Origin of the sequence: Arthrobacter sp. H41, from assembly GCF_000520535.1 — a bacterium.
Taxonomy (GTDB): Bacteria; Actinomycetota; Actinomycetes; order Actinomycetales; family Micrococcaceae; genus Arthrobacter_D.
The window spans coordinates 1-18899 of sequence record NZ_AZRZ01000349.1 but is presented as its reverse complement, the minus strand read 5'-3'; the positions used below and the strand labels follow the sequence as shown (position 1 = coordinate 18899).

The 18899-nt window shown below is 66.8% G+C and carries 21 protein-coding genes; 18 read left to right on the top strand and 3 right to left on the bottom strand.

The window, feature by feature from the left end; genetic code table 11:
• Together infB and rbfA are read left to right on the top strand one after the other, a co-directional pair.
• Positions 1-1999 (top strand): translation initiation factor IF-2 (gene infB, locus Y705_RS0100190; RefSeq protein ID WP_026531407.1); only part of this gene is annotated, 1999 nt, incomplete at its 5' end.
• Positions 2000-2111: 112 nt separating this feature from the next.
• Positions 2112-2549: a 30S ribosome-binding factor RbfA gene (rbfA, locus tag Y705_RS0100185; protein ID WP_026531406.1), complete on the top strand. Its 438-nt coding sequence runs from the start codon at positions 2112-2114 to the stop codon at positions 2547-2549.
• 81 nt (positions 2550-2630) lie between these two features.
• Here rbfA and Y705_RS0100180 read toward each other — a convergent pair whose 3' ends face one another.
• Complete coding sequence (locus tag Y705_RS0100180) at positions 2631-3821, bottom strand: pyridoxal phosphate-dependent aminotransferase (RefSeq protein ID WP_026531405.1); 1191 nt, start codon at positions 3819-3821, stop codon at positions 2631-2633.
• Positions 3822-3962: 141 nt separating this feature from the next.
• Between Y705_RS0100180 and truB the strand changes: the two genes are divergently transcribed.
• From truB to Y705_RS0100140, 8 genes are all read left to right on the top strand, one after another.
• On the top strand, positions 3963-4847 hold the full coding sequence (truB, locus tag Y705_RS0100175; RefSeq protein ID WP_026531404.1) for a tRNA pseudouridine(55) synthase TruB: 885 nt from the start codon (positions 3963-3965) through the stop codon (positions 4845-4847).
• Positions 4848-4849: 2 nt separating this feature from the next.
• Positions 4850-5218 (top strand): hypothetical protein, encoded by a 369-nt coding sequence (locus Y705_RS16170; protein WP_049822013.1) that lies wholly within the window; start codon positions 4850-4852, stop codon positions 5216-5218.
• Positions 5215-5658, top strand: a complete 444-nt coding sequence (locus Y705_RS16165; protein WP_049822015.1) for a hypothetical protein — start codon at positions 5215-5217, stop codon at positions 5656-5658. Before Y705_RS16170 ends, Y705_RS16165 begins: the two co-directional genes overlap by 4 nt.
• Positions 5659-5692: 34 nt before the next feature.
• A complete protein-coding gene (locus Y705_RS16160; RefSeq protein WP_216698679.1) occupies positions 5693-6364 on the top strand; it encodes a DUF4345 domain-containing protein in 672 nt (223 codons plus the stop codon).
• 181 nt (positions 6365-6545) lie between these two features.
• On the top strand, positions 6546-7541 hold the full coding sequence (locus tag Y705_RS0100155; RefSeq protein WP_026531403.1) for a bifunctional riboflavin kinase/FAD synthetase: 996 nt from the start codon (positions 6546-6548) through the stop codon (positions 7539-7541).
• Positions 7542-7635: 94 nt separating this feature from the next.
• Complete coding sequence (gene rpsO / locus Y705_RS0100150) at positions 7636-7905, top strand: 30S ribosomal protein S15 (protein ID WP_026531402.1); 270 nt, start codon at positions 7636-7638, stop codon at positions 7903-7905.
• Between the two features lie 270 nt (positions 7906-8175).
• The gene (locus tag Y705_RS0100145; RefSeq protein WP_026531401.1) at positions 8176-10434 is read left to right on the top strand and encodes a polyribonucleotide nucleotidyltransferase; all 2259 of its coding nucleotides are present in this window, start codon (positions 8176-8178) and stop codon (positions 10432-10434) included.
• A gap of 120 nt (positions 10435-10554) precedes the next feature.
• Positions 10555-11913: a M16 family metallopeptidase gene (locus Y705_RS0100140; protein WP_026531400.1), complete on the top strand. Its 1359-nt coding sequence runs from the start codon at positions 10555-10557 to the stop codon at positions 11911-11913.
• A 152-nt stretch (positions 11914-12065) separates the two neighbouring features.
• Here the strand turns inward: Y705_RS0100140 and Y705_RS0100135 are convergent, their stop codons facing one another.
• Together Y705_RS0100135 and moaA are read right to left on the bottom strand one after the other, a co-directional pair.
• Positions 12066-12317: a MoaD/ThiS family protein gene (locus tag Y705_RS0100135; protein ID WP_026531399.1), complete on the bottom strand. Its 252-nt coding sequence runs from the start codon at positions 12315-12317 to the stop codon at positions 12066-12068.
• Complete coding sequence (moaA, locus tag Y705_RS0100130; protein WP_026531398.1) at positions 12318-13388, bottom strand: GTP 3',8-cyclase MoaA; 1071 nt, start codon at positions 13386-13388, stop codon at positions 12318-12320.
• Between the two features lie 133 nt (positions 13389-13521).
• On the opposite strand from moaA, the gene Y705_RS21605 reads away from it, so the two are divergent.
• The 8 genes from Y705_RS21605 to Y705_RS0100090 all read left to right on the top strand — a co-directional run.
• Entirely contained in the window at positions 13522-13683 is a 162-nt protein-coding gene (locus tag Y705_RS21605) for a hypothetical protein (RefSeq protein ID WP_155849816.1), read from the top strand.
• Positions 13684-13751: 68 nt separating this feature from the next.
• A complete protein-coding gene (locus tag Y705_RS0100120) occupies positions 13752-15038 on the top strand; it encodes a molybdopterin molybdotransferase MoeA (protein WP_081737644.1) in 1287 nt (428 codons plus the stop codon).
• 74 nt (positions 15039-15112) lie between these two features.
• Positions 15113-15604: a cyclic pyranopterin monophosphate synthase MoaC gene (gene moaC / locus Y705_RS0100115; protein ID WP_026531396.1), complete on the top strand. Its 492-nt coding sequence runs from the start codon at positions 15113-15115 to the stop codon at positions 15602-15604.
• Positions 15601-16086 (top strand): MogA/MoaB family molybdenum cofactor biosynthesis protein, encoded by a 486-nt coding sequence (locus tag Y705_RS0100110; protein ID WP_026531395.1) that lies wholly within the window; start codon positions 15601-15603, stop codon positions 16084-16086. Before moaC ends, Y705_RS0100110 begins: the two co-directional genes overlap by 4 nt.
• A complete protein-coding gene (locus Y705_RS0100105) occupies positions 16073-16510 on the top strand; it encodes a molybdenum cofactor biosynthesis protein MoaE (protein ID WP_026531394.1) in 438 nt (145 codons plus the stop codon). Before Y705_RS0100110 ends, Y705_RS0100105 begins: the two co-directional genes overlap by 14 nt.
• Before the next feature lie 10 nt (positions 16511-16520).
• Complete coding sequence (gene dapB, locus Y705_RS0100100; protein ID WP_026531393.1) at positions 16521-17288, top strand: 4-hydroxy-tetrahydrodipicolinate reductase; 768 nt, start codon at positions 16521-16523, stop codon at positions 17286-17288.
• A 1-nt stretch (position 17289) separates the two neighbouring features.
• Entirely contained in the window at positions 17290-17775 is a 486-nt protein-coding gene (locus Y705_RS0100095) for a hypothetical protein (RefSeq protein WP_026531392.1), read from the top strand.
• Between the two features lie 154 nt (positions 17776-17929).
• Positions 17930-18899, top strand: a 970-nt coding sequence (locus Y705_RS0100090) for a M14 family zinc carboxypeptidase (RefSeq protein ID WP_026531391.1), incomplete at its 3' end; no start/stop codon positions are given.

Below are 18899 nucleotides of genomic sequence, written 5' to 3'. Positions count from 1 at the left end.
GGCAAGCCCCAGCGGGGCTCCGGCCGGCGGCGGCTTCGGCAAGGGCGGCCGCGGACGCGGCGGCACCGCCGGAGCATTCGGCAAGGGCGGCGCAGGTCGCGGCAAGCAGCGGAAGTCGAAGCGCGCGAAGCGTCAGGAACTCGAGCAGATGTCAGCTCCGTCGCTGGGCGGCGTCAGCGTACCCCGTGGCGACGGCAATGCCATCGTCCGGCTGAGGCGCGGTTCGTCGATCACCGATTTCGCCGACAAGATCGAGGCGAACCCGGCAGCACTGGTCACGGTGCTCTTCCACCTCGGCGAGATGGCGACTGCCACGCAGTCCCTCGACGAGGACACGTTCGACGTCCTCGGAACCGAACTGGGCTACAAGATCCAGGTCGTTTCCCCCGAGGACGAAGAGCGCGAGCTGCTCAGCAGCTTCGACATCGACTTCGATGCCGAGCTCGAGGCGGAAGGTGACGAGCAGCTCGAGGCACGTCCTCCGGTCGTGACCGTCATGGGCCACGTCGACCACGGTAAGACGCGACTGCTCGACGCCGTCCGCAACACCAAGGTCGTGGAGGGTGAGCACGGCGGCATCACGCAGCACATCGGTGCCTACCAGATCCAGCACACCCATGAGGATGCGGATCGCGCCATCACCTTCATCGATACCCCTGGTCACGAGGCCTTCACCGCCATGCGTGCCCGTGGAGCTAAGGTCACCGACATCGCGGTGCTCGTTGTCGCAGCGGACGACGGCGTCATGCCCCAGACCGTCGAGGCACTGAACCACGCCCAGGCGGCGAACGTCCCGATCGTGGTGGCCGTCAACAAGATCGATAAGGAAGGCGCCAACCCCGACAAGGTCAAGGGCCAGCTCACCGAGTACGGTCTGGTTCCCGAGGAATATGGTGGCGACACCATGTTCGTCCACGTCTCGGCGTTGAAGGGCGAAGGCATCGACGAGCTCCTCGAAGCCGTCCTGCTGACCGCCGATGCGGCTCTCGATATGCGTGCCAATCCGAACAAGGACGCACGCGGTATCGCGATCGAGGCGAACCTCGACAAGGGCCGCGGAGCGGTTGCGACGGTCCTGGTCCAGTCGGGAACGCTGAAGGTCGGCGACACGATCGTGGCCGGCACGGCACACGGCCGTGTCCGAGCCATGTTCGACGAGAACGGCGACGTCATCACCGAGGCCGGGCCGTCGCGTCCGGTGCAGGTGCTGGGTCTGTCGAACGTACCCCGCGCCGGTGACACGTTCTTCGTCACCGACGACGAGCGCACGGGACGCCAGATCGCCGGAAAGCGTGAAGCGGCCGACCGCAACGCTGCCCTGGCGAAGCGCCGCAAGCGCATCAGTCTCGAGGACTTCGACCAGGCAGTGGCAGCGGGCAAGGTCGATACCCTCAACCTCATCCTCAAGGGTGACGTGTCCGGTGCCGTCGAGGCACTCGAGGACTCGCTGCTCAAGATCGACGTCGGCGAGGGTGTCCAGCTCCGTGTGATCCACCGCGGTGTCGGTGCGATCACGCAGAACGACGTCAACCTGGCAACGGTCGACAACGCGATCATCATCGGGTTCAACGTCAAGCCGGCCGAACGCGTGGCCGACCTCGCTGAGCGCGAAGGCGTGGACATGCGGTTCTACTCCGTCATCTATGGAGCCATCGATGACATCGAGCTCGCCCTCAAGGGAATGCTCAAGCCCGAGTACGAGGAAGTCCAGTTGGGCACCGCAGAGGTCCGCGAGGTGTTCCGTTCCTCGAAGTTCGGCAACATCGCCGGGTCGATCGTGCGCTCGGGCATCATCCGCCGCAACACGAAGGCACGTGTCACGCGTGGCGGCAAGGTGATCGGCGAAGGTTTGACCGTCGACTCGCTGAAGCGGTTCAAGGACGACGCCACCGAGGTCCGCACGGACTTCGAGTGCGGTATTGGCCTTGGCTCGTTCAACGACGTCAAGGAAGGCGACACGATCGAAACCTTCGAAATGCGCGAGAAGCCACGCGCATAGCAGGGAAGTGAAGGCGGGCGCTCCGGATTCCCGGGGCGCCCGCCTCGTCTCTTACCCCTCCACGGTTCCGTGCAGGTTCATTCATTTCCCAGCTCTAACAGGAGGAACAGTTATGGCAGATCCGGCCCGCGCCGCACGCCTGGCGCAACGCATCAAGGTCATAGTTGCCGAAGCCCTTCGCCGGAGGGTCAAGGATCCACGGCTCGAGGCAGTGACCATCACCGACTCACGGGTCACCAACGACCTCCAGCATGCCACCCTGTACTACACGGTGCTCGGTGATCCGGAAGAGCAGCAGGCCACCCGGATGGCCCTTGAGTCGGCGCGGGGAGTGCTTCGGGCCGAGGTGGGCCGGAACATCACAGCCCGCCTGACCCCCACTCTCGAGTTCGTGCCCGACGAGGTGCCGGTGAACGCAAGCCACCTCGAGGAGCTGCTGCAGAAGGCCCGCGAACGCGATGCCGAAGTTGCAGCGATCGCGCAGGGAGCCGACTTCGCAGGGGATGCTGATCCGTACCGCACCTCCGAAGACAACGACGACGCCCGCTAACGCACGTCGCGGGAGTTGGTGAAAGGCAGCCGATCCGTCGGCTGCCTTTTCTTCTCCCTTGAACCCATGAGGCTGGATCGCCTACGCGGATTCGTTACCGGGGCGGCGTGCGGGAAGCCGCGAGAGGCCTGTTTCGAGTTCGCCGGTGTCCCCGCACAGCGCGATCCGCACCCAGTCCTCGCCGATCGACCCGAACGCCGTTCCCGGAGCGAGCGCCACGCCCTGTTCCTCGAGGAACGCGCCCACCCACCGGCGGACATCGCCGCGCGCCGCGTGGGACAGGTCAGCCCAGAGGTAGAAGGCCCCCTCGGCATTGAGGAAGGGGATGTTCAGCCGCCGCAGGACCCGCGTCGCGGCGTCGCGGTTGGTCCGGTAGTGCTCGAGGCTCGCCGCGATGTAATCCTGCGGGCCCGTCAGGGCGGCCAGCGCGGCATACTGCGAGGGCCCCGAAACGCACGAGACGCTCGCCTCCATGACATTGTTCAGCAGGGTCTCCAGGCCCGGCGGGGTCACCAGGGCACCGACGCGAAGGCCGGTCAGTCCGTAGGTCTTCGAGAGGGTCAGTGTGGTGAACACCCGGTGCTGCGTCGCTTCCGGAAGTGCTTCTGGTCCTCCGGCGTCGAAGCGCGCGGGGCTGACGTGGGGTACGTCATAGGTGAAGGCCTCATAGCACTCGTCGGAGATCACCCAGAGGTTCCTGCGGTGTGCGAGCCGGACGAGTTCCCGCGTTAGCTCGGAGCTGAAGACGGCTCCGAGCGGGTTCGACGGCGAATTGAGGATGAGTACCTTCGTGCGGTCGGTGATCAATGCCTCGAGGTCATCGATCCGTGGCTGGAAGCTGTGCTCGGGGCGGAGCGGGTACGGGACAGGAACTGCATGCAGCAGGGCAACCGTCATGGGATACGTCGGGTATCCGGGATCCGGGACGAGGACCTCGTCGCCGGGATCGAGGAGAGTACTCAGGGCGAGGTGCAGGCCCTGCTGTGCCCCGGCGGTCACGTACACCCGTGAGGGATCCACATCCACCGCGTTGGAGTCGCGGAAACGGGCGGCGAAGGCATCCCGTAGCGGAGCAAGGCCCGCATTGGGCGTGTAGTTCGTGTCGTCGCGGTCCAGGGCGGCCATGGAGGCCTCGAGGATGTGGCGTGCCACGGGAAAGCCCGGTTCTCCGATGCTCAACACGATTGAGCCAGGGCGGGCCCAGGCCGCCTGGGTGATCTCACGGATCTGGTTGACGGGCACGCTGAGGACGTGGCGCGCTGCGGGAATCATAAGCGAATGATAGCGTCCGCAGAGCGGTCAGTACTGAACCAACCCGGCACCGGGTCGACGCCGGGAGCCGACCGCCGCTACCCCGCCCGCTGTGTCGACCACGGCACGGCCCATATACTGGGGAGCGTGACTGACGGGCGAATCCACTCCGGGCTGATAATCGTGGACAAGCCTCAAGGCTGGACGAGTCACGACGTCGTCGGACGCATGCGACGCCTCGCCGGCACCCGCAAAGTGGGCCATGCCGGAACTCTCGACCCGATGGCCACCGGCGTCCTGGTGCTCGGCATCAACCGGGCAACCCGGCTCCTCACCTACATCGTCGGCACGTCCAAGACCTACGACGCCACGATCCGGCTCGGCCAGTCGACACTGACCGACGACGCCGAGGGTGAAGTGATCGGAGGCAGTATCGCGGCGGCGGTGGAACCGGCGGACATCCGTGCCGGGGTCGCGGCCCTGACCGGCGAGATCGAGCAGGTTCCGAGCAGCGTCAGCGCGATCAAGGTTCGAGGCCAGCGCGCCTACACGCGAGTGCGCTCGGGCGAGGACATCCAGCTGGCAGCCCGCCCGGTGACCATCTCCCGTTTCGACATTCACGACATCCGCCGCGTCAACTCCGGAAAGCACCAGGACATCGATGTGACAGTCGAGTGCAGTTCGGGCACCTATATCCGGGCCCTTGCGCGTGACCTCGGTGCCGACCTCGGAGTGGGCGGGCATCTGACTGCCCTCCGGCGGACCCGGGTGGGGCCCTACGGGCTGGACCAGGCCGCCACCCTCGAAGAGCTGGCCCAGGACCTGCGGCTCCTGAAGCTCGACGACGCCGCCCGCGCCCTCTTTCCGGCCCGAGAACTTTCATCCGGTGAGGCCACCGATATCTCCCACGGCCGCAGGATCGAGCCAGGACCAGGGACGAAGCCGGTCGCTGCCTTCGCCCCCGATGGAACGCTGGTTGCTCTCCTCGAGAACCGGCCCGACGACGCCCGCGCGCTCCTGGTGTTCGCGCCCGGCGGGGGGAACTAGGGGTGGACCCATTCCTCCTTGCCGGAGCAGTCGTGTGCCTGCTGTCAGCAGTGCTGTGCATCGGTGCCGCGCTTCTGCGGCAGCCTCCCAACGACATCACCATTCTTTCGGTCGCCGCGGTGGAACTCCTGCTGGTGGCCTATGGCGGAAGCGCGGCAGTTCGACAGCTCGGAGGGGAACCGGTGATGGGAGAAGCCTGGGAGTTCTGGGGATACCTGCTGACCGCCCTGATCGTGCCGGTGGGTGCGTTCTGGTGGGCCATCCTCGAACGCAGCAGGTGGAGCAACCTCGTCCTCGGGGCGGTGGGGCCGACCATTTTCGTCATGCTCGTCCGGATGGAGCAGATATGGGACGGGGTGGCCGGGCTGTGAGACGGAAGACCCAGGGGTACTCGAAAGCAGCCGCGGTCCCGGTGAAGGACCGCCGCTCAACTGGGCCGGGCCGTCTGCTGATCGCTGTGTACGGGGTGTTTGCGTTGTCAGCCACGGCCCGCGCAGCGTTCCAGATCCTGACCAAGTTCGACGAGGCCCCGCTTGCCTATTCGCTGACGGCGTTCGCCGCGGCGGTCTACGTGCTGGCGACCGTCTCACTCGCGCGGGCGGGGCGGAAGTGGTACCGGGTATCGGTCGCGGCGGTGACCGTCGAACTCGTGGGCGTCGTCGTCGTCGGCGTGATCGGTGTCTTCGATGCCGGGGCTTTCCCTAATGAGACCATGTGGTCCGGATTCGGCAGCGGCTACGCCTACATCCCGCTCGTCCTGCCGCTTCTCGGGCTCGCCTGGCTGTACCGGAACAGGCCCGGCAAGGGTTAGTTTTTGCTTTGAGCCCGGTATGGCCCGTGAGAGTATGACGAAAGAAGCAACTTCCCGCACCGAACCCTGGAGAATCACCATGCCGGCCGTCAGTCCCGATCCCGAGAACTCTTCCACGCCGCCACAGCAGCCGAGCCGCCAGGCGGGCACTTCAGGCGGAACCTCAGACGATATTCCTGGCAACGGCCGCGGTGATGTCCCCGGCAGCGATCCCGGCAAGAAGCCGACCACCCAGCCTGATGCCGGCAGGAAGACCGCCAAAAAGGCCTCGAAGAAAGGATCGGGAGACAACGACTGGAACGTCTTCCGGACCGTCGTTGTCCTGGTCGGACTTGTCCTCGCCGGTTTCGGGGCCTACTACCTCATCCTGGGAACGGCCGGGCTGCCGGACACCGAGGGGCAACCGGTCAATCCCACGCTGGAGAACCAGTTCCGTTTCTTCTCCGCCATGATGGTGGGCGTCGGAGCGGCCTTCGTGACCATCGCGATCAAATTCGAATGGGCCAACATGCTGTGGCTGGTATGCCTCATGGTTTTCGTCGGCGGAATCGGGCGGGTGCTCTCATGGGCGTTCTCCGGCACCCCCCATTATCTGATGATCATCCTCATGGTCATCGAGCTTGCGTTCCCGGCGGCGCTGCTGGTGTGGCACAAGTACATCGCCAAGACCAGCCAGATGCGCAGGGACTACGACGCCCGCAGCTGACCCGGGCGGCAGCACACCGTCGGGTGCCGGGCTGACGCACGCGCTGCCGCACGCGCACCGCGGCCCGTAAATGCGTCCGCCCCGTCCGCCGTCGGCCATAATGGACAGGGCGCCACGCACGACGAACTGTCGTGCCCGACATACCGGCAGCAAGCACAGTCCACAGCCCTGAAGGAGATGCGTGTTCTATTGGAGAGACCTGGCAAGCGTGCCGGAGGGATTCGGTCCGTCAGTGCTCACCCTCGGCAACTTCGACGGCGTCCACCGCGGCCATCAGCGGGTCCTCCAGCAGCTCGTTGCAGCGGCTCGGGAGCGGAACGCAGCCGCCGTCGTCGTCTCGTTCGATCCGCACCCCGCCCAGGTCCATCGACCCGAGACCGCAGCCGAACTCATCATGGGGCTTGAGGACCGCGTGGAAACGCTGGCCGAGGCCGGGATCGATGGTGTCCTGATGATGCACTACACCCTGGATCTGGCCGCCAACACCCCGGATCAATTCGTCGAGGAGGTCTTCGTTCGGACCCTCGGTGCCAAGGCCGTGGTCGTGGGCCATGACGTCCGCTTCGGCCGCGGAAACAGCGGCGACCTCGACACCATGCGCGACCTGGGCGAGAAGCTGGGGTTCGAGGTCCTGGCGATCGACGATTTCGGCGCCAGCTTTCCCGTGGACGCCACCGACGACGACGGCGACCGCCGCTGCTCCTCGACCTGGGTCCGCGAGGCCCTGGAGAACGGTGATGTCGCGACGGCGGCCCGGATTCTCGGGCGTCGTCACCGGATGCGCGGTGAAGTGGTGCATGGAGCAGCTCGGGGAAGGGACCTCGGGTACCCTACCGCCAACCTCGAGCCCGGCGCCCAGGGCTACATCCCGGCCGACGGCATCTATGCAGGCTGGTTGACCGACGCCTCGAGGACTCGATGGCCGGCCGCGATCTCGGTCGGATCGAACCCCACCTTCGACGGCGTCACCCGCCAGGTCGAAGCTCACGTCATCAACCGCCCTCCGGAGCAGGTCCAGGACTTCGACCTGTACGGCCAGCGCGTCATCATCGAGTTCGTGGAGCGGCTCCGCGGACAGATCACCTACACCGGCCCCGAGGGATTGATCACGCAGATGAAGCTCGACGTCGCCCGGGCGCGGGACCTGCTTTCGACAGATCAACCGGCCAGCAGGTAACGTTGTCCGAGGATCCGGCTGCAGTCCGTGGTGGCTGGATCTTTCCGTGTCGAAAGACACTTACTTGTTCACGGTACAACTCTAGGAGTTACTCGTGGCCCTTGACGCCGCTATCAAGCAGGAAATCATCAAGCAGTATGCAACCTCCGAAGGGGACACCGGTTCCCCCGAGGTGCAGATCGCGATGCTCTCCCGCCGCATCCTCGACCTGACCGAACACCTGAAGATGCATAAGCACGACCACCACACGCGTCGTGGCCTGCTGCTTCTCGTGGGACGCCGCCGTCGCCTGCTGGACTACCTGCGGGACACCGACATCAGCCGCTACCGTACGCTCCTCGAGCGCCTCGGCCTGCGTCGCTAGCAGAATCGTAAGGCGGCACCTTCTCCGAAAGGAGAGGGAGCCGCCTTCCATTTTTCTTCCGGCCTGCGGGCCGGCGGAGCAAGAAAAACAACAAAACACCAGAGGCAACCGGCGCTTCGCATTCGCGGTCCTCGGTAGTGATCCCCGGGCAGGGCACAGCAGCAGGCTCGCCCCGTGGATCTCGATCGAAGACCGGGTGCTGAACAGGTCCACGAGGGATCTGCCATCGGTGCCGTTTGCATCCCAACAGGAAACGGAGGTGACTCTTCCATGGAGGGTCCCGAAATTCAATTTGCTGAGGCCGTTATCGACAACGGCCGGTTCGGCACACGCACAGTCCGCTTCGAGACCGGCCGCCTCGCACAGCAGGCAGCAGGCGCCGCGATGGTCTACATCGACGAGGACACGGCACTGCTGTCCGCCACCACGGCAGGCAAGCACCCCCGTGAGGGCTTCGACTTCTTCCCGCTGACAGTCGACGTCGAAGAGCGCATGTACGCGGCGGGCCGCATCCCGGGTTCGTTCTTCCGCCGCGAAGGCCGTCCCTCGACCGAGGCCATCCTGGCCTGCCGCCTGATGGACCGCCCGCTGCGCCCGGCCTTCGTGAAGGGCCTGCGCAACGAGGTGCAGATCGTCGTCACGGTGCTCGCCATCAACCCCGACGTGCGGTACGACGTCGTTGCGATCAACGCCGCGTCGATGTCCACCCAGCTGTCCGGCCTGCCGTTCTCCGGCCCGATCGGCGGCGTCCGCGTTGCCCTCGTGTCCGACGGCAGCGGCAACGACCAGTGGATCGCTTTCCCGAAGCACTCCGAGCTCGAGAACTCCGTGTTCGACATGGTGGTCGCGGGTCGCGTGACCGGTGACGATGTCGCCATCATGATGGTCGAGGCCGAGGCCACCGACAACTCCTGGAACCTCATCAAGGAAAACGGTGCCACGGCTCCCACCGAGGAGATCGTCGCCGACGGCCTCGAAGCGGCCAAGCCCTTCATCCGGGCACTGTGCGAAGCGCAGGCCGACCTCGCCGGCCGGGCCGCGAAGCCCACCGTCGAGTTCCCCGTCTTCCTCGACTACCAGGACGACGTCTACGCGGCTGTCGAGGCCGCCGGCTCCGACAAGCTCGCGCAGGTCTTCCAGATCGCGGACAAGCAGGAGCGCAACGACGCGTCCGACGCTCTCAAGGACGAGGTGGCAGGCTCACTCGCCGGACAGTTCGAAGGCCGCGAGAAGGAGATTTCGGCAGCGTTCCGATCGCTGACGAAGGCAGTGGTGCGCCAGCGCATCCTGAAGGACCAGGTCCGGATCGACGGGCGCGGACTCTCCGACATCCGCAAGCTCACCGCCGAGGTCGAGGTGCTGCCCCGCGTTCACGGTTCGGCGATCTTCGAGCGCGGCGAGACGCAGATCCTGGGCGTCACCACGCTTAACATGCTGAAGATGGAACAGCAGATCGATTCGCTGTCGCCCGTCACGCGCAAGCGGTACATGCACAACTACAACTTCCCGCCGTACTCCACCGGGGAAACCGGCCGTGTGGGTTCACCCAAGCGCCGCGAAATCGGTCACGGTGCCCTCGCCGAGCGCGCACTCATGCCGGTGCTGCCGAGCCGCGAGGAATTCCCCTACGCGATCCGCCAGGTGTCCGAGGCGCTGAGCTCCAACGGCTCGACGTCGATGGGTTCGGTCTGCGCCTCCACGCTGTCGCTCCTCAACGCCGGCGTGCCCCTGAGGGCGCTCGTTGCCGGTATCGCAATGGGCCTCGTGTCCGACGAGGTCGACGGTCAGACCCGCTACGCGGCACTGACCGACATCCTGGGCGCCGAAGACGCTTTCGGCGACATGGACTTCAAGGTCGCCGGTACGTCGGAGTTCGTGACGGCGATCCAGCTCGACACCAAGCTCGACGGGATTCCCGCCTCGGTGCTCGCAGCGGCCCTGAAGCAGGCCCGCGAAGCGCGCCTGCACATCCTGGGCGTCCTCGAGGCCGCGATCGACACGCCGGACGAACTGTCGGAGTTCGCTCCGCGGATCATTTCGGTCAAGATCCCCGTTGACAAGATCGGCGAGGTCATCGGCCCCAAGGGCAAGATGATCAACCAGATCCAGGAAGACACGGGCGCGGACATCTCGATCGAGGACGACGGAACCGTGCTCATCGGTGCCACCGATGGTTCCTCCGCCGAGGCCGCGCGCGCTGCGGTCAACGCCATCGCGAACCCCCAGGTTCCCGAAATCGGTGAGCGCTACCTCGGCACCGTCGTCAAGACCACCACGTTCGGTGCGTTCGTGTCGCTGACGCCGGGCAAGGACGGCCTGCTGCACATCTCCGAGCTGCGGAAGCTGTCCGGAGGCAAGCGCGTCGACAACGTCGACGAGGTGGTGTCCGTCGGCCAGAAGGTCCAGGTCGAGATCACGAAGATCGACGACCGCGGAAAGCTTTCCCTCTCGCCGGTCGTCGCTGACGAGCCAACGGAAGACGCCGGCATCGAACTGCCGGAGGTCGCCGCCGAGGACGCGGTCAGCTAGCTCTCCCAGCATTCCTGTCCCAACGGCTTCGCCGGGAACTTCCGAGTTCCCTGCGGAGCCGTTGGGCTTTGCCGCACCAGCCTTAGCCACTTCCCACTGAACCGAAGGACCCGGATGACCCTGTCTGTCGTTCCACTGCCACTTGTCCCCACGTCCCGCCTTGATGGCGGCGCTGACCCCACCTTCATCTCCGGTGAGCCCGGGGGCGCGGTGGTCCGCAGGTCGGTGCTGCCGGGCGGCGTCCGCGTGCTCACCGAAGCGATGCCCGGCCAGCGCTCGGCGACCATCGGCTTCTGGGTGGGAGTTGGGTCGCGGGACGAGGCCGATGGTGAACACGGTTCCACCCACTTCCTTGAGCATCTCCTGTTCAAGGGCACCACGAAGCGGACGGCCATGGAGATCGCCTCGGCCTTCGACGAGGTGGGCGGCGAGTCGAATGCGGCGACGGCGAAGGAGAACACCTGCTACTACGCGAGGGTCCTCGACTCGGACCTCCCCATGGCCATCGACGTCATCGCCGACATGGTGACCTCCGCCGTCCTCGACCCGGAGGAGCTCGAGCAGGAGCGCGATGTCATTCTCGAGGAGATCGCCATGGACAGCGATGATCCCGCGGACGTCGCCCACGAGCAGTTCGTGGAGGCCGTCCTCGGAAACCACCCGCTCGGACGCCCGATCGGCGGTACTCCGCAGGCCATCCGGGATGTGCCGAGGGAATCGGTGCTGGCGCACTATCGGCGCTATTACCAGCCCGGTGAGCTCGTGGTGACGGCGGCGGGCGGTCTTGACCACGACGTCGTCTGCACCCTCGTGCAGGAAGCTCTCGAGGGCGCGGGCTGGGAGCTCGCCGAGGGCGCCCTTCCCGTGCCGCGCCGGTCCGCCGAGCCGGTTGTGGTCGACGGCGAGGCCGGGGTTCATGTAATCCGCCGGGCCGTCGAGCAGGCGAACATCCTCATCGGGTGTCCGTCCCTGGTGGCGACCGACGAGCGGCGCTTCGTGATGAGCGTGCTGAACGCCGTGCTGGGCGGCGGGATGTCGTCGCGGCTCTTCCAGGAGGTCCGGGAGAAGCGGGGACTCGTCTACTCCACCTATTCCTTCTCGGCGTCCTACGCCGACGCGGGGTACTTCGCGATGTACGCGGGGTGCTCGCCCGCGAAGACGGGCCAGGTGATCGAACTCCTGGGTGCCGAGCTGGACCGGTTGGCGTCCGGGGGAATCACGGACGAGGAGCTGCGGAAGGCCGTGGGGCAGCTGTCCGGTGGCCTGGTCATGGCGCTGGAGGACAGCAGCTCAAGGATGTCCCGCCTAGGGAGATCCGAACTCGTTTCGGGCGAGTTCTTCGACGTCGACGAGTCGCTGGCACGTATTCGGGCGGTCACGGCTCAGGAAGTTCAGGACCTCGCGACCGAGCTCGCTGCGGCGCCGCGGACCACAGTGGTGGTCGGACCGTTCGATCAGGAAGCCGACTTCGCCGCTTAAGTGGTGCCGAGCCTCCCGGCTGCGAGTGCAGGCGCCTTCCTGGCGTCTCGCGTGCCGGTCTGCTGTACCACTGGCTTGCTGTGCCGGTGGTTCTGGGCCGCTCGGTGCCGTGCACCGCCGACGCGTTTCAGCGCCCCGTCAGGCAGCCTGCATCAGCCTCCGGCGAAGGGCGGCAGGATGTCCAGCACATCGGAGGATGCGAGGGGGCGCGCCCGGTCGCGAAGGGCCACTTCGTTGAGGAGGAAGCTGCTGCGGGCGAGGACCTTGCCCATGGCGGCCGGTGCGGCGCCGTACTTCTGCTGGAGGACGGCAACGACGTCGTCGAGGGTGGCCCCGTCACAATCGAGGTGTTCCTCTGCAGTGCCGGCGGCGGCCTGGGCCGCGCCGAAATACCGGACCAGCATTCAGCCGCCGATCGCGCTCATGGAGCGGTCGGGCTGCACGAAGTCCGCAGCCCCCAGTCCGGTGTGGTCCATCCCGTGGGCCCTGGGCTTGGCCCACATGGCCTCCTGCCAGCGGCGCGCCACTGCGGCGTCGTCGGCGCCTGTCCGGAGCAGGTCCCGGAGATCGGTCTCCTCGCGGGAGAACAGGCAGCTCATGATCTTGCCCTCAGCGGTCACCCGGGTCCGCCGGCAGTCCGCGCAGAACGGTTCGGTCACCGAGGCGATGATACCCACGGTGCCGACGACGACGTCGGGGGCCGACCTCCGGCGGACCTCCCACCGCTCGGCGGGGGCGCCGTCGCGGTTGCGCGGGTCAGGACTCAGCACGAACTGCGTTTCGACGAGCTCTCGCATCTCCGCGGCGGTGACCATGCCGTCACGGGTCCATCCGTGGTCCGCGTCCAGTGGCATCTGCTCGATGAAGCGGAGCTCGAAGCCCCGCGACACGGCCCATTCGACGAGGTCCGGTGCTTCGGAATCGTTGATGCCCCGCATCAGGACGGCGTTGATCTTGACGAGCCCCAGGCCGGCGTCCGCTGCTGCCTCGATGCCTTTCAGCACCCGGTCCAGGAAGGGCCTGCGCGTCAGCTGGGCGAACGTGTCGGGGTGCAGTGAATCCATCGAGACGTTGATGCGCGTCAGGCCGGCGTCCTTGAGCGCCGCAGCCCTGCGGTCGAGTCCCAGCGCGTTCGTGGTCATCGAGATGGGCAGTTCGGAGTGGTTGGCACGGATGTCGCGGATGATGTCGAGGAGGTCCGCGCGGACGAGGGGTTCTCCGCCGGTGAGACGGAGTTCCCGGATGCCGAGCAGGTCGACGCCGATCCGAACCAGCCGGACGATCTCAGCGCGCGACAGCACCTGGTCCTTCTGCAACCAGTTGAGCCCCTCCGCGGGCATGCAGTACGTGCAGCGCAGGTTGCATTTGTCGGTGAGGGAAAGCCGCATGTCGGTGGCTTGCCGCCCGTAGGTGTCCATCAGGCCGGCTCCAGCCGAAGCAGGCGGAAGCGCCGGCATGCCAAGTTGGATTCCCATACTGATGAGGTTACGCCTTCCGGTAGTGCTTGCCCTATTTCCCAATTATCGTCCATGCTGGGTTTCCGCGAATCTGAGCCCGCCGATGGCGGTTGTGCTGGCGCTTGTACCTGTGGCGCGGTAAGGAAGCGCCGTGGGATCGGCGGTGATCGACGTCGTCCCGCCTGCGGTGAAGGACCGGGCGATCGCGCGATTCAGCTTCGGCGAGGTACAGTCCGAAAAAATCCTTGCGCCGGCCCCGAACGGGTCGGAGGGCCTTTCCTCGGTAACCCTCTGGGTGACGGAAGCCGGGTAGCATCATCGGGAGGTGGTCCTGCAGGCGTCAGTGTTCCCACCCCGCACCGTCCCCGTGAAAGGCCAGAGATGATCAGGAGCGTCGCCGAGCACCAGCAGGCGGTCGAAGCACTGCTCCGGTGCAGCAGCTATGCCGCAGCTTCCGAGGACCTCGCCCTGGCCGACGCGCGGCTGCGGGTTCTCGCCGCAGACGTCCCCGCTCCGGTCAGCCTTCCTCCCTTCGACAATTCCCAGATGGATGGCTACGCGGTCCACACTGCGGATCTCGGCGGCGCCCGGCTCCGGCTGCGCGTCGCAGCACCCGTTCCCGCCGGAATCGAGCCGCCGGCACTTGAAACCGGAACGGCGGCACCCATCATGACCGGAGCCATGATCCCGCGCGGCACGGGCGCCGTGGTGCCGATCGAGAAGGCCGTCCCTTCCCGATTCCCCTCAGCTGCCGACTACGACGCCGGAAGGGACCTCTCGGTCGAGCTTCCCCCGGGAACCGCGTCCGGAAGCTTCATCCGGGCACGCGGGAGCGACATCGCCGAAGGCAGCCTCGCCCTCCCCGCGGGAACCCTGCTCTCCGCACCGCAACTCGGCCTGCTCGCTGCCTGCGGTGTCGGCGTCGTTCCGGTCCGTCGGCGCTTCACCGTCCTGCTCCTGTCCACCGGCGACGAGGTGGCGGAACCGGGAACCGTCCTTGGGCCCGGCCGGATCTACGACGCCAACACCACGCTCCTCGAGGCGGCGCTGCAGGAGGCCGGTGCCGCCGTCGTCCGCCACCGCGTGATGGGCGACGATCCGGGCCTGCTGCGCAATGCGCTGGAAGGCCTGGAGGCCGAGGGCATCAACCTCATCCTGAGCACGGGCGGAATCAGCCAGGGAGCATATGAAGTAGTGAAGCAGGCGCTCGCGGGCAGCAGCGTCGAGTTCCACTCCGTCGCCATGCAGCCGGGCGGGCCACAGGCCATCGGGAGTGTCGGCGACGTCCCCTTCCTCGGATTCCCCGGGAACCCGGTGAGCGCGCTCATCTCCTTCGAGATGTTCCTGCGTCCGGCACTGACCCGGCTCACCGGCTCCCCGGCTCCCCGCGTCGTGCTGCAGGCGCGCCTGGCGTCCGCCCTGGAGTCGCCCGAAGGAAAACACCAGGTGCGCCGCGGATCCTACTCCGACGGCAAGGTGTCGCTGGTGGGAGGACCCGCATCACATCTACTGCATGCCCTGGCCGGGTCCAACGCACTGGTCCATGTGCCGGTGGGGCAGGCCGGCGCTGCGGCAGGGGATGCCGTCACCGTCTGGCTCATCGATCCGGCAGCAGGGCCGGGCGTTCCGGTTGCATCGTCCACACCCCGCCCGAAGGAGAAGCAGTGACGGCTGACATCCCGCCGAACGAAGACCCGTTGAGGGAGAACCCGCTGAACGAAGGCCCGCTGACCGAGAACCCGCTGAGCGAAAACCAGGCGCCGGCGCTGTCCCACGTCCGGAAGGACGGCACCGCCCACATGGTCGATGTCTCGGGCAAGGCCGTCACCAAGCGCGAAGCGCGCGCGCAGGCGATCCTGCGGACCAGGCCCGACGTCGTCGCGATGATCACCGACGGCGCGCTGCCGAAGGGCGATGCCCTCGCCGTCGCCCGCGTGGCCGGCATTCTGGCCGCCAAGCAGACGTCGTCGCTCATACCCCTGTGCCACCCCCTGCCTATCAGCCGCGTCACGGTGGACTTCGGGACCGGAAAGTCTGACGCCGGGTCAGTGCTGGTCACCGCCGTGGTGGCCACGACGGCCGTGACCGGCGTGGAGATGGAAGCGCTGACGGCGGCTTCCGTCGCCGCACTCACGCTGTACGACATGATCAAGGCCGTGGACCACACCGCCGTGATCACCGACATCCGGGTGTTGGCCAAATCCGGTGGAAAGAGCGGAGACTGGAGCATATGACTCCCCTTCGGAACGCGGCAGTGGTCATCGCGTCCACCCGGGCCGCCGCGGGTACCTACGAGGACGAGTGCGCGCCGTTGATCGCGGCCTGGCTCCTCGAGCACGGCTTCGCTGTCCAGGAGGCGGTGGTGGTGCCCGACGGTGCTCCGGTGGGCCGGGCGATCGGCCGGCTCCTCGAGGGCGGTCCGGCCGTGCTCCTCACCAGCGGTGGCACCGGGCTCAGTCCCGACGACGCCACCCCCGAGCAGACGGCCCCCTACCTCACGCGCCAGCTGCCGGGCATCATGGAGGCCCTACGGCGTGCGGGCGGACAGCAGGTGCCGACCTCGGTGCTGAGCCGCGGGCTCGCCGGGACCGCGGGCCACACCTTCGTCCTCAACCTCCCAGGCTCGCCCGGCGGAGTCCGCGACGGCCTGGCCGTCCTTTCGCCCCTGATCGGCCACATCTGCTCGCAACTCGAAGGAACCAATGACCATGGGTGAAGTAGTACACGCGGCGGTGTCGGACCGTCCCATCGGCTCCGATGCCGCCCTGGCCGCCGTCGACTCGGCTGCGTGCGGCGCGGTGGTGGGCTTCAGCGGCGTCGTCCGCGACCATGACGGCGGAAAGGGTGTCACCTCGCTGAGCTATTCCGCGCACCCGAGTGCCGAGCGGATCATCCGGGAAGTCGCGGAGGAGATCGCGGCCCAGCACGACGGCGTGCGGATCTGGGTCGCGCACCGGATCGGGCCGCTCGGGATCGGCGACAACGCGCTCGTTGCCGCCGTCGCCGCCGGCCACCGGGGTGAAGCCTTCACCGCATGCTCCGACCTGGTGGACACCGTCAAGGAGCGGGTCCCCATCTGGAAGGAACAGTTCTTCTCCGACGGCACCGTGGAATGGGTCGGGGCCGGAACGGAACAGTAGTGTTGGATCCATGAACCAGGAGATACCCGTAGCAGTACTGGGCGCCGGAGGCCGCATGGGTTCCGAGGCCGTCCGGGCCGTTGAAGCCGCCGACGGACTGACGCTCGTCGCCGCGCTCGGCAGCGGTGACCCCCTCGACACCCTCGTCTCCGCAGGGGCTCGGGTGGTGGTCGACCTCACCGTCCCGGACGCGACGTACCGCAACGTCGCCTTCGCCGTCGAACACGGAATCCACGCGGTCGTGGGGACCACCGGGTGGACGAACGAGCGTCTCGCCGACCTCGGGGAGCTTCTGGGGGAGAACCGGGCCACCGGGGTCCTGATCGCCCCCAACTTCGCCCTCGGCTCCGTCCTCGCCACAGCTTTCGCGGCGAGCGCCGCACGGTATTTCGAATCGGTGGAGATCGTCGAACTCCACCACCCCGACAAGGTGGATGCGCCGTCGGGCACCGCTGCCCGCACAGCGCAGCTGGTCAGCCGGGCCCGCAGCGCTGCGGGAGTGCCCCGGAGCCCTGATGCCACCGCCTCCGATCCGGAAGGTGCGCGGGGCGCCGACGTGGACGGCGTGCGGGTCCACTCAGTACGGCTCCGGGGACTGATGGCGCACCAGGAAGTACTTCTCGGCAGCCCGGGGGAGCAGCTGACCATCCGTCATGATTCCTTCGACCGGGCATCCTTCATGCCGGGGGTCCTCCTGGGGATCCGCGGCGTGGGCTCCCATCCCGGGCTCACCGTGGGACTCGACGGCTACCTCGACCTCCAGCTCGCGGGCTCCTGAAGTGAAGGAGTTGATCGGCGCGGTCAGCAGGAACCGCGTGAAGATCGGCGTCGTGCTGGTGACCCTGCTGCTGGTGTTCTGGCTCGCCGTGTCCTTCCAGCGCAGCGTCCTGCTCCTGACGGACCCCAATCCGATAGCGAAGGCCATCGGGCTCGGCTACCTGCTCCTGCCGTTGATCGGTGCCTGGGCGCTCGTGCGTGAACTCGTGTTCGGTGCGCAGACCCAGAGGATGGCGCGCATCCTCGAGCAGGAGGGCGGGCTGCCGGTCGATGATCTTCCGCGGACGCCGGCCGGCCGCATCGTCCGGGCGGCAGCGGACGAGCGTTTTCCGCAGTACCAGGCTGAGGCCGAAAGCGCGCCCGGCAACTGGCGCAGCTGGTTCCGGCTCTCCTGTGCCTATGACGCCGCCGGTGACCGCAAGCGCGCGCGGCGTGCGATGCGCGACGCCGCGAGACTCTTTCCTGACCATGACGGTCCCGGGGACTGACGGCACGAGCTCGGCATGCCGGCTGGTCGGACCTTGCTGGTGATGATTCCCGTCGAAGCGGACGTCCCCACTGCGGCGCTCGTTCGGTTGCTTGACACAACCAACAAGTAGCGCTTGACTCGGTGCATCTCATCCACATCTTTGGAGGAACAACTTGAAGTCATCCGAAAAATTCGCTGCACTCTCGCTGGCCGTCCTTCTGACAACAGGAGCGACCGCCGCCGCCCCGGCCTTCGCTGTGGGCGAGGGCCCCAACTACGGCGGCAACGAGACCATCAATACCTCGATCCTGCGCTCCTATGACGAGGTTGTCGCCGAGCTGGAAAAGCAGGATGCCCGCCAGTCGGCACTTGAGCTCGAAGTGATCGGGCAGTCGGTCAAGGGCCGCGACCTCTACCTCGCGAAGTACATCAGCGACCCGGACAATCCGACCATCCTCTACCTGACGCAGCAGCACGGCAACGAGCAGTTGACCACGGAGGGTGCACTCGAGTTCATCAAGCATCTCGGGACGGGAAAATCCCAGGAAGTGCTCGACGGCGTGAACATCCTGGTGGTGCCCATGCTCAACCCCGACGGTGCCATGGGAGACGTCGACTTCCCGCTGGACGGCTACATCGCGGACGGCGGCAGGACTCTGACACGGACCAACGCGAACAACGTGGACCTCAACCGTGATCACGTGAACAAGATCGAACCGGAAACGCGGGCGCTCCATGGCAACGTGATGAGTGCCTACGACATCGACTACATGATCGATCTCCATCACCAGGGCACGCAGAGCGAAAGGGACGGGGAACTGGTGTCGGGCTCGGTTCTCTACCCCACCACCCCCAACGTCGACCCGGCTGTGCTCGAAGGATCGAAGCGCCTCGGCTCCGTAGTGTTCGACGCCGTCGACTCCACCGGTTGGGGCCACCTGGGCCGCTACGTCGGTGGAAATGCCGAAACCATCAGCCGTAACGGCATCGCGGTGGAGTATGGCATTTCGACCCTCCTCTTCGAGATGCGCGGAATGTCCGACAACACGAGGGATTCCGCGGTGCTGGGCCAGAAAAGCAACGGTTACCTGATCAGGCAGACCGTCGTCACCCTCGATGCGACGGCTCGAGCCATCGCAGACG

Coding starts and splice junctions, on each gene's coding strand:
- Y705_RS0100110 (WP_026531395.1), top strand. CDS start 15,601: ATGACTCCCCTTCGGAACGCGGCAGTGGTCATCGCGTCCACCCGGGCC.
- Y705_RS0100145 (WP_026531401.1), top strand. CDS start 8,176: ATGGAGGGTCCCGAAATTCAATTTGCTGAGGCCGTTATCGACAACGGC.
- dapB (WP_026531393.1), top strand. CDS start 16,521: ATGAACCAGGAGATACCCGTAGCAGTACTGGGCGCCGGAGGCCGCATG.
- Y705_RS0100180 (WP_026531405.1), bottom strand. CDS start 3,821: ATGATTCCCGCAGCGCGCCACGTCCTCAGCGTGCCCGTCAACCAGATC.
- rbfA (WP_026531406.1), top strand. CDS start 2,112: ATGGCAGATCCGGCCCGCGCCGCACGCCTGGCGCAACGCATCAAGGTC.
- moaA (WP_026531398.1), bottom strand. CDS start 13,388: ATGGGAATCCAACTTGGCATGCCGGCGCTTCCGCCTGCTTCGGCTGGA.
- Y705_RS0100105 (WP_026531394.1), top strand. CDS start 16,073: ATGACCATGGGTGAAGTAGTACACGCGGCGGTGTCGGACCGTCCCATC.
- Y705_RS16160 (WP_216698679.1), top strand. CDS start 5,693: ATGACGAAAGAAGCAACTTCCCGCACCGAACCCTGGAGAATCACCATG.
- Y705_RS0100135 (WP_026531399.1), bottom strand. CDS start 12,317: ATGCTGGTCCGGTATTTCGGCGCGGCCCAGGCCGCCGCCGGCACTGCA.
- Y705_RS0100120 (WP_081737644.1), top strand. CDS start 13,752: ATGATCAGGAGCGTCGCCGAGCACCAGCAGGCGGTCGAAGCACTGCTC.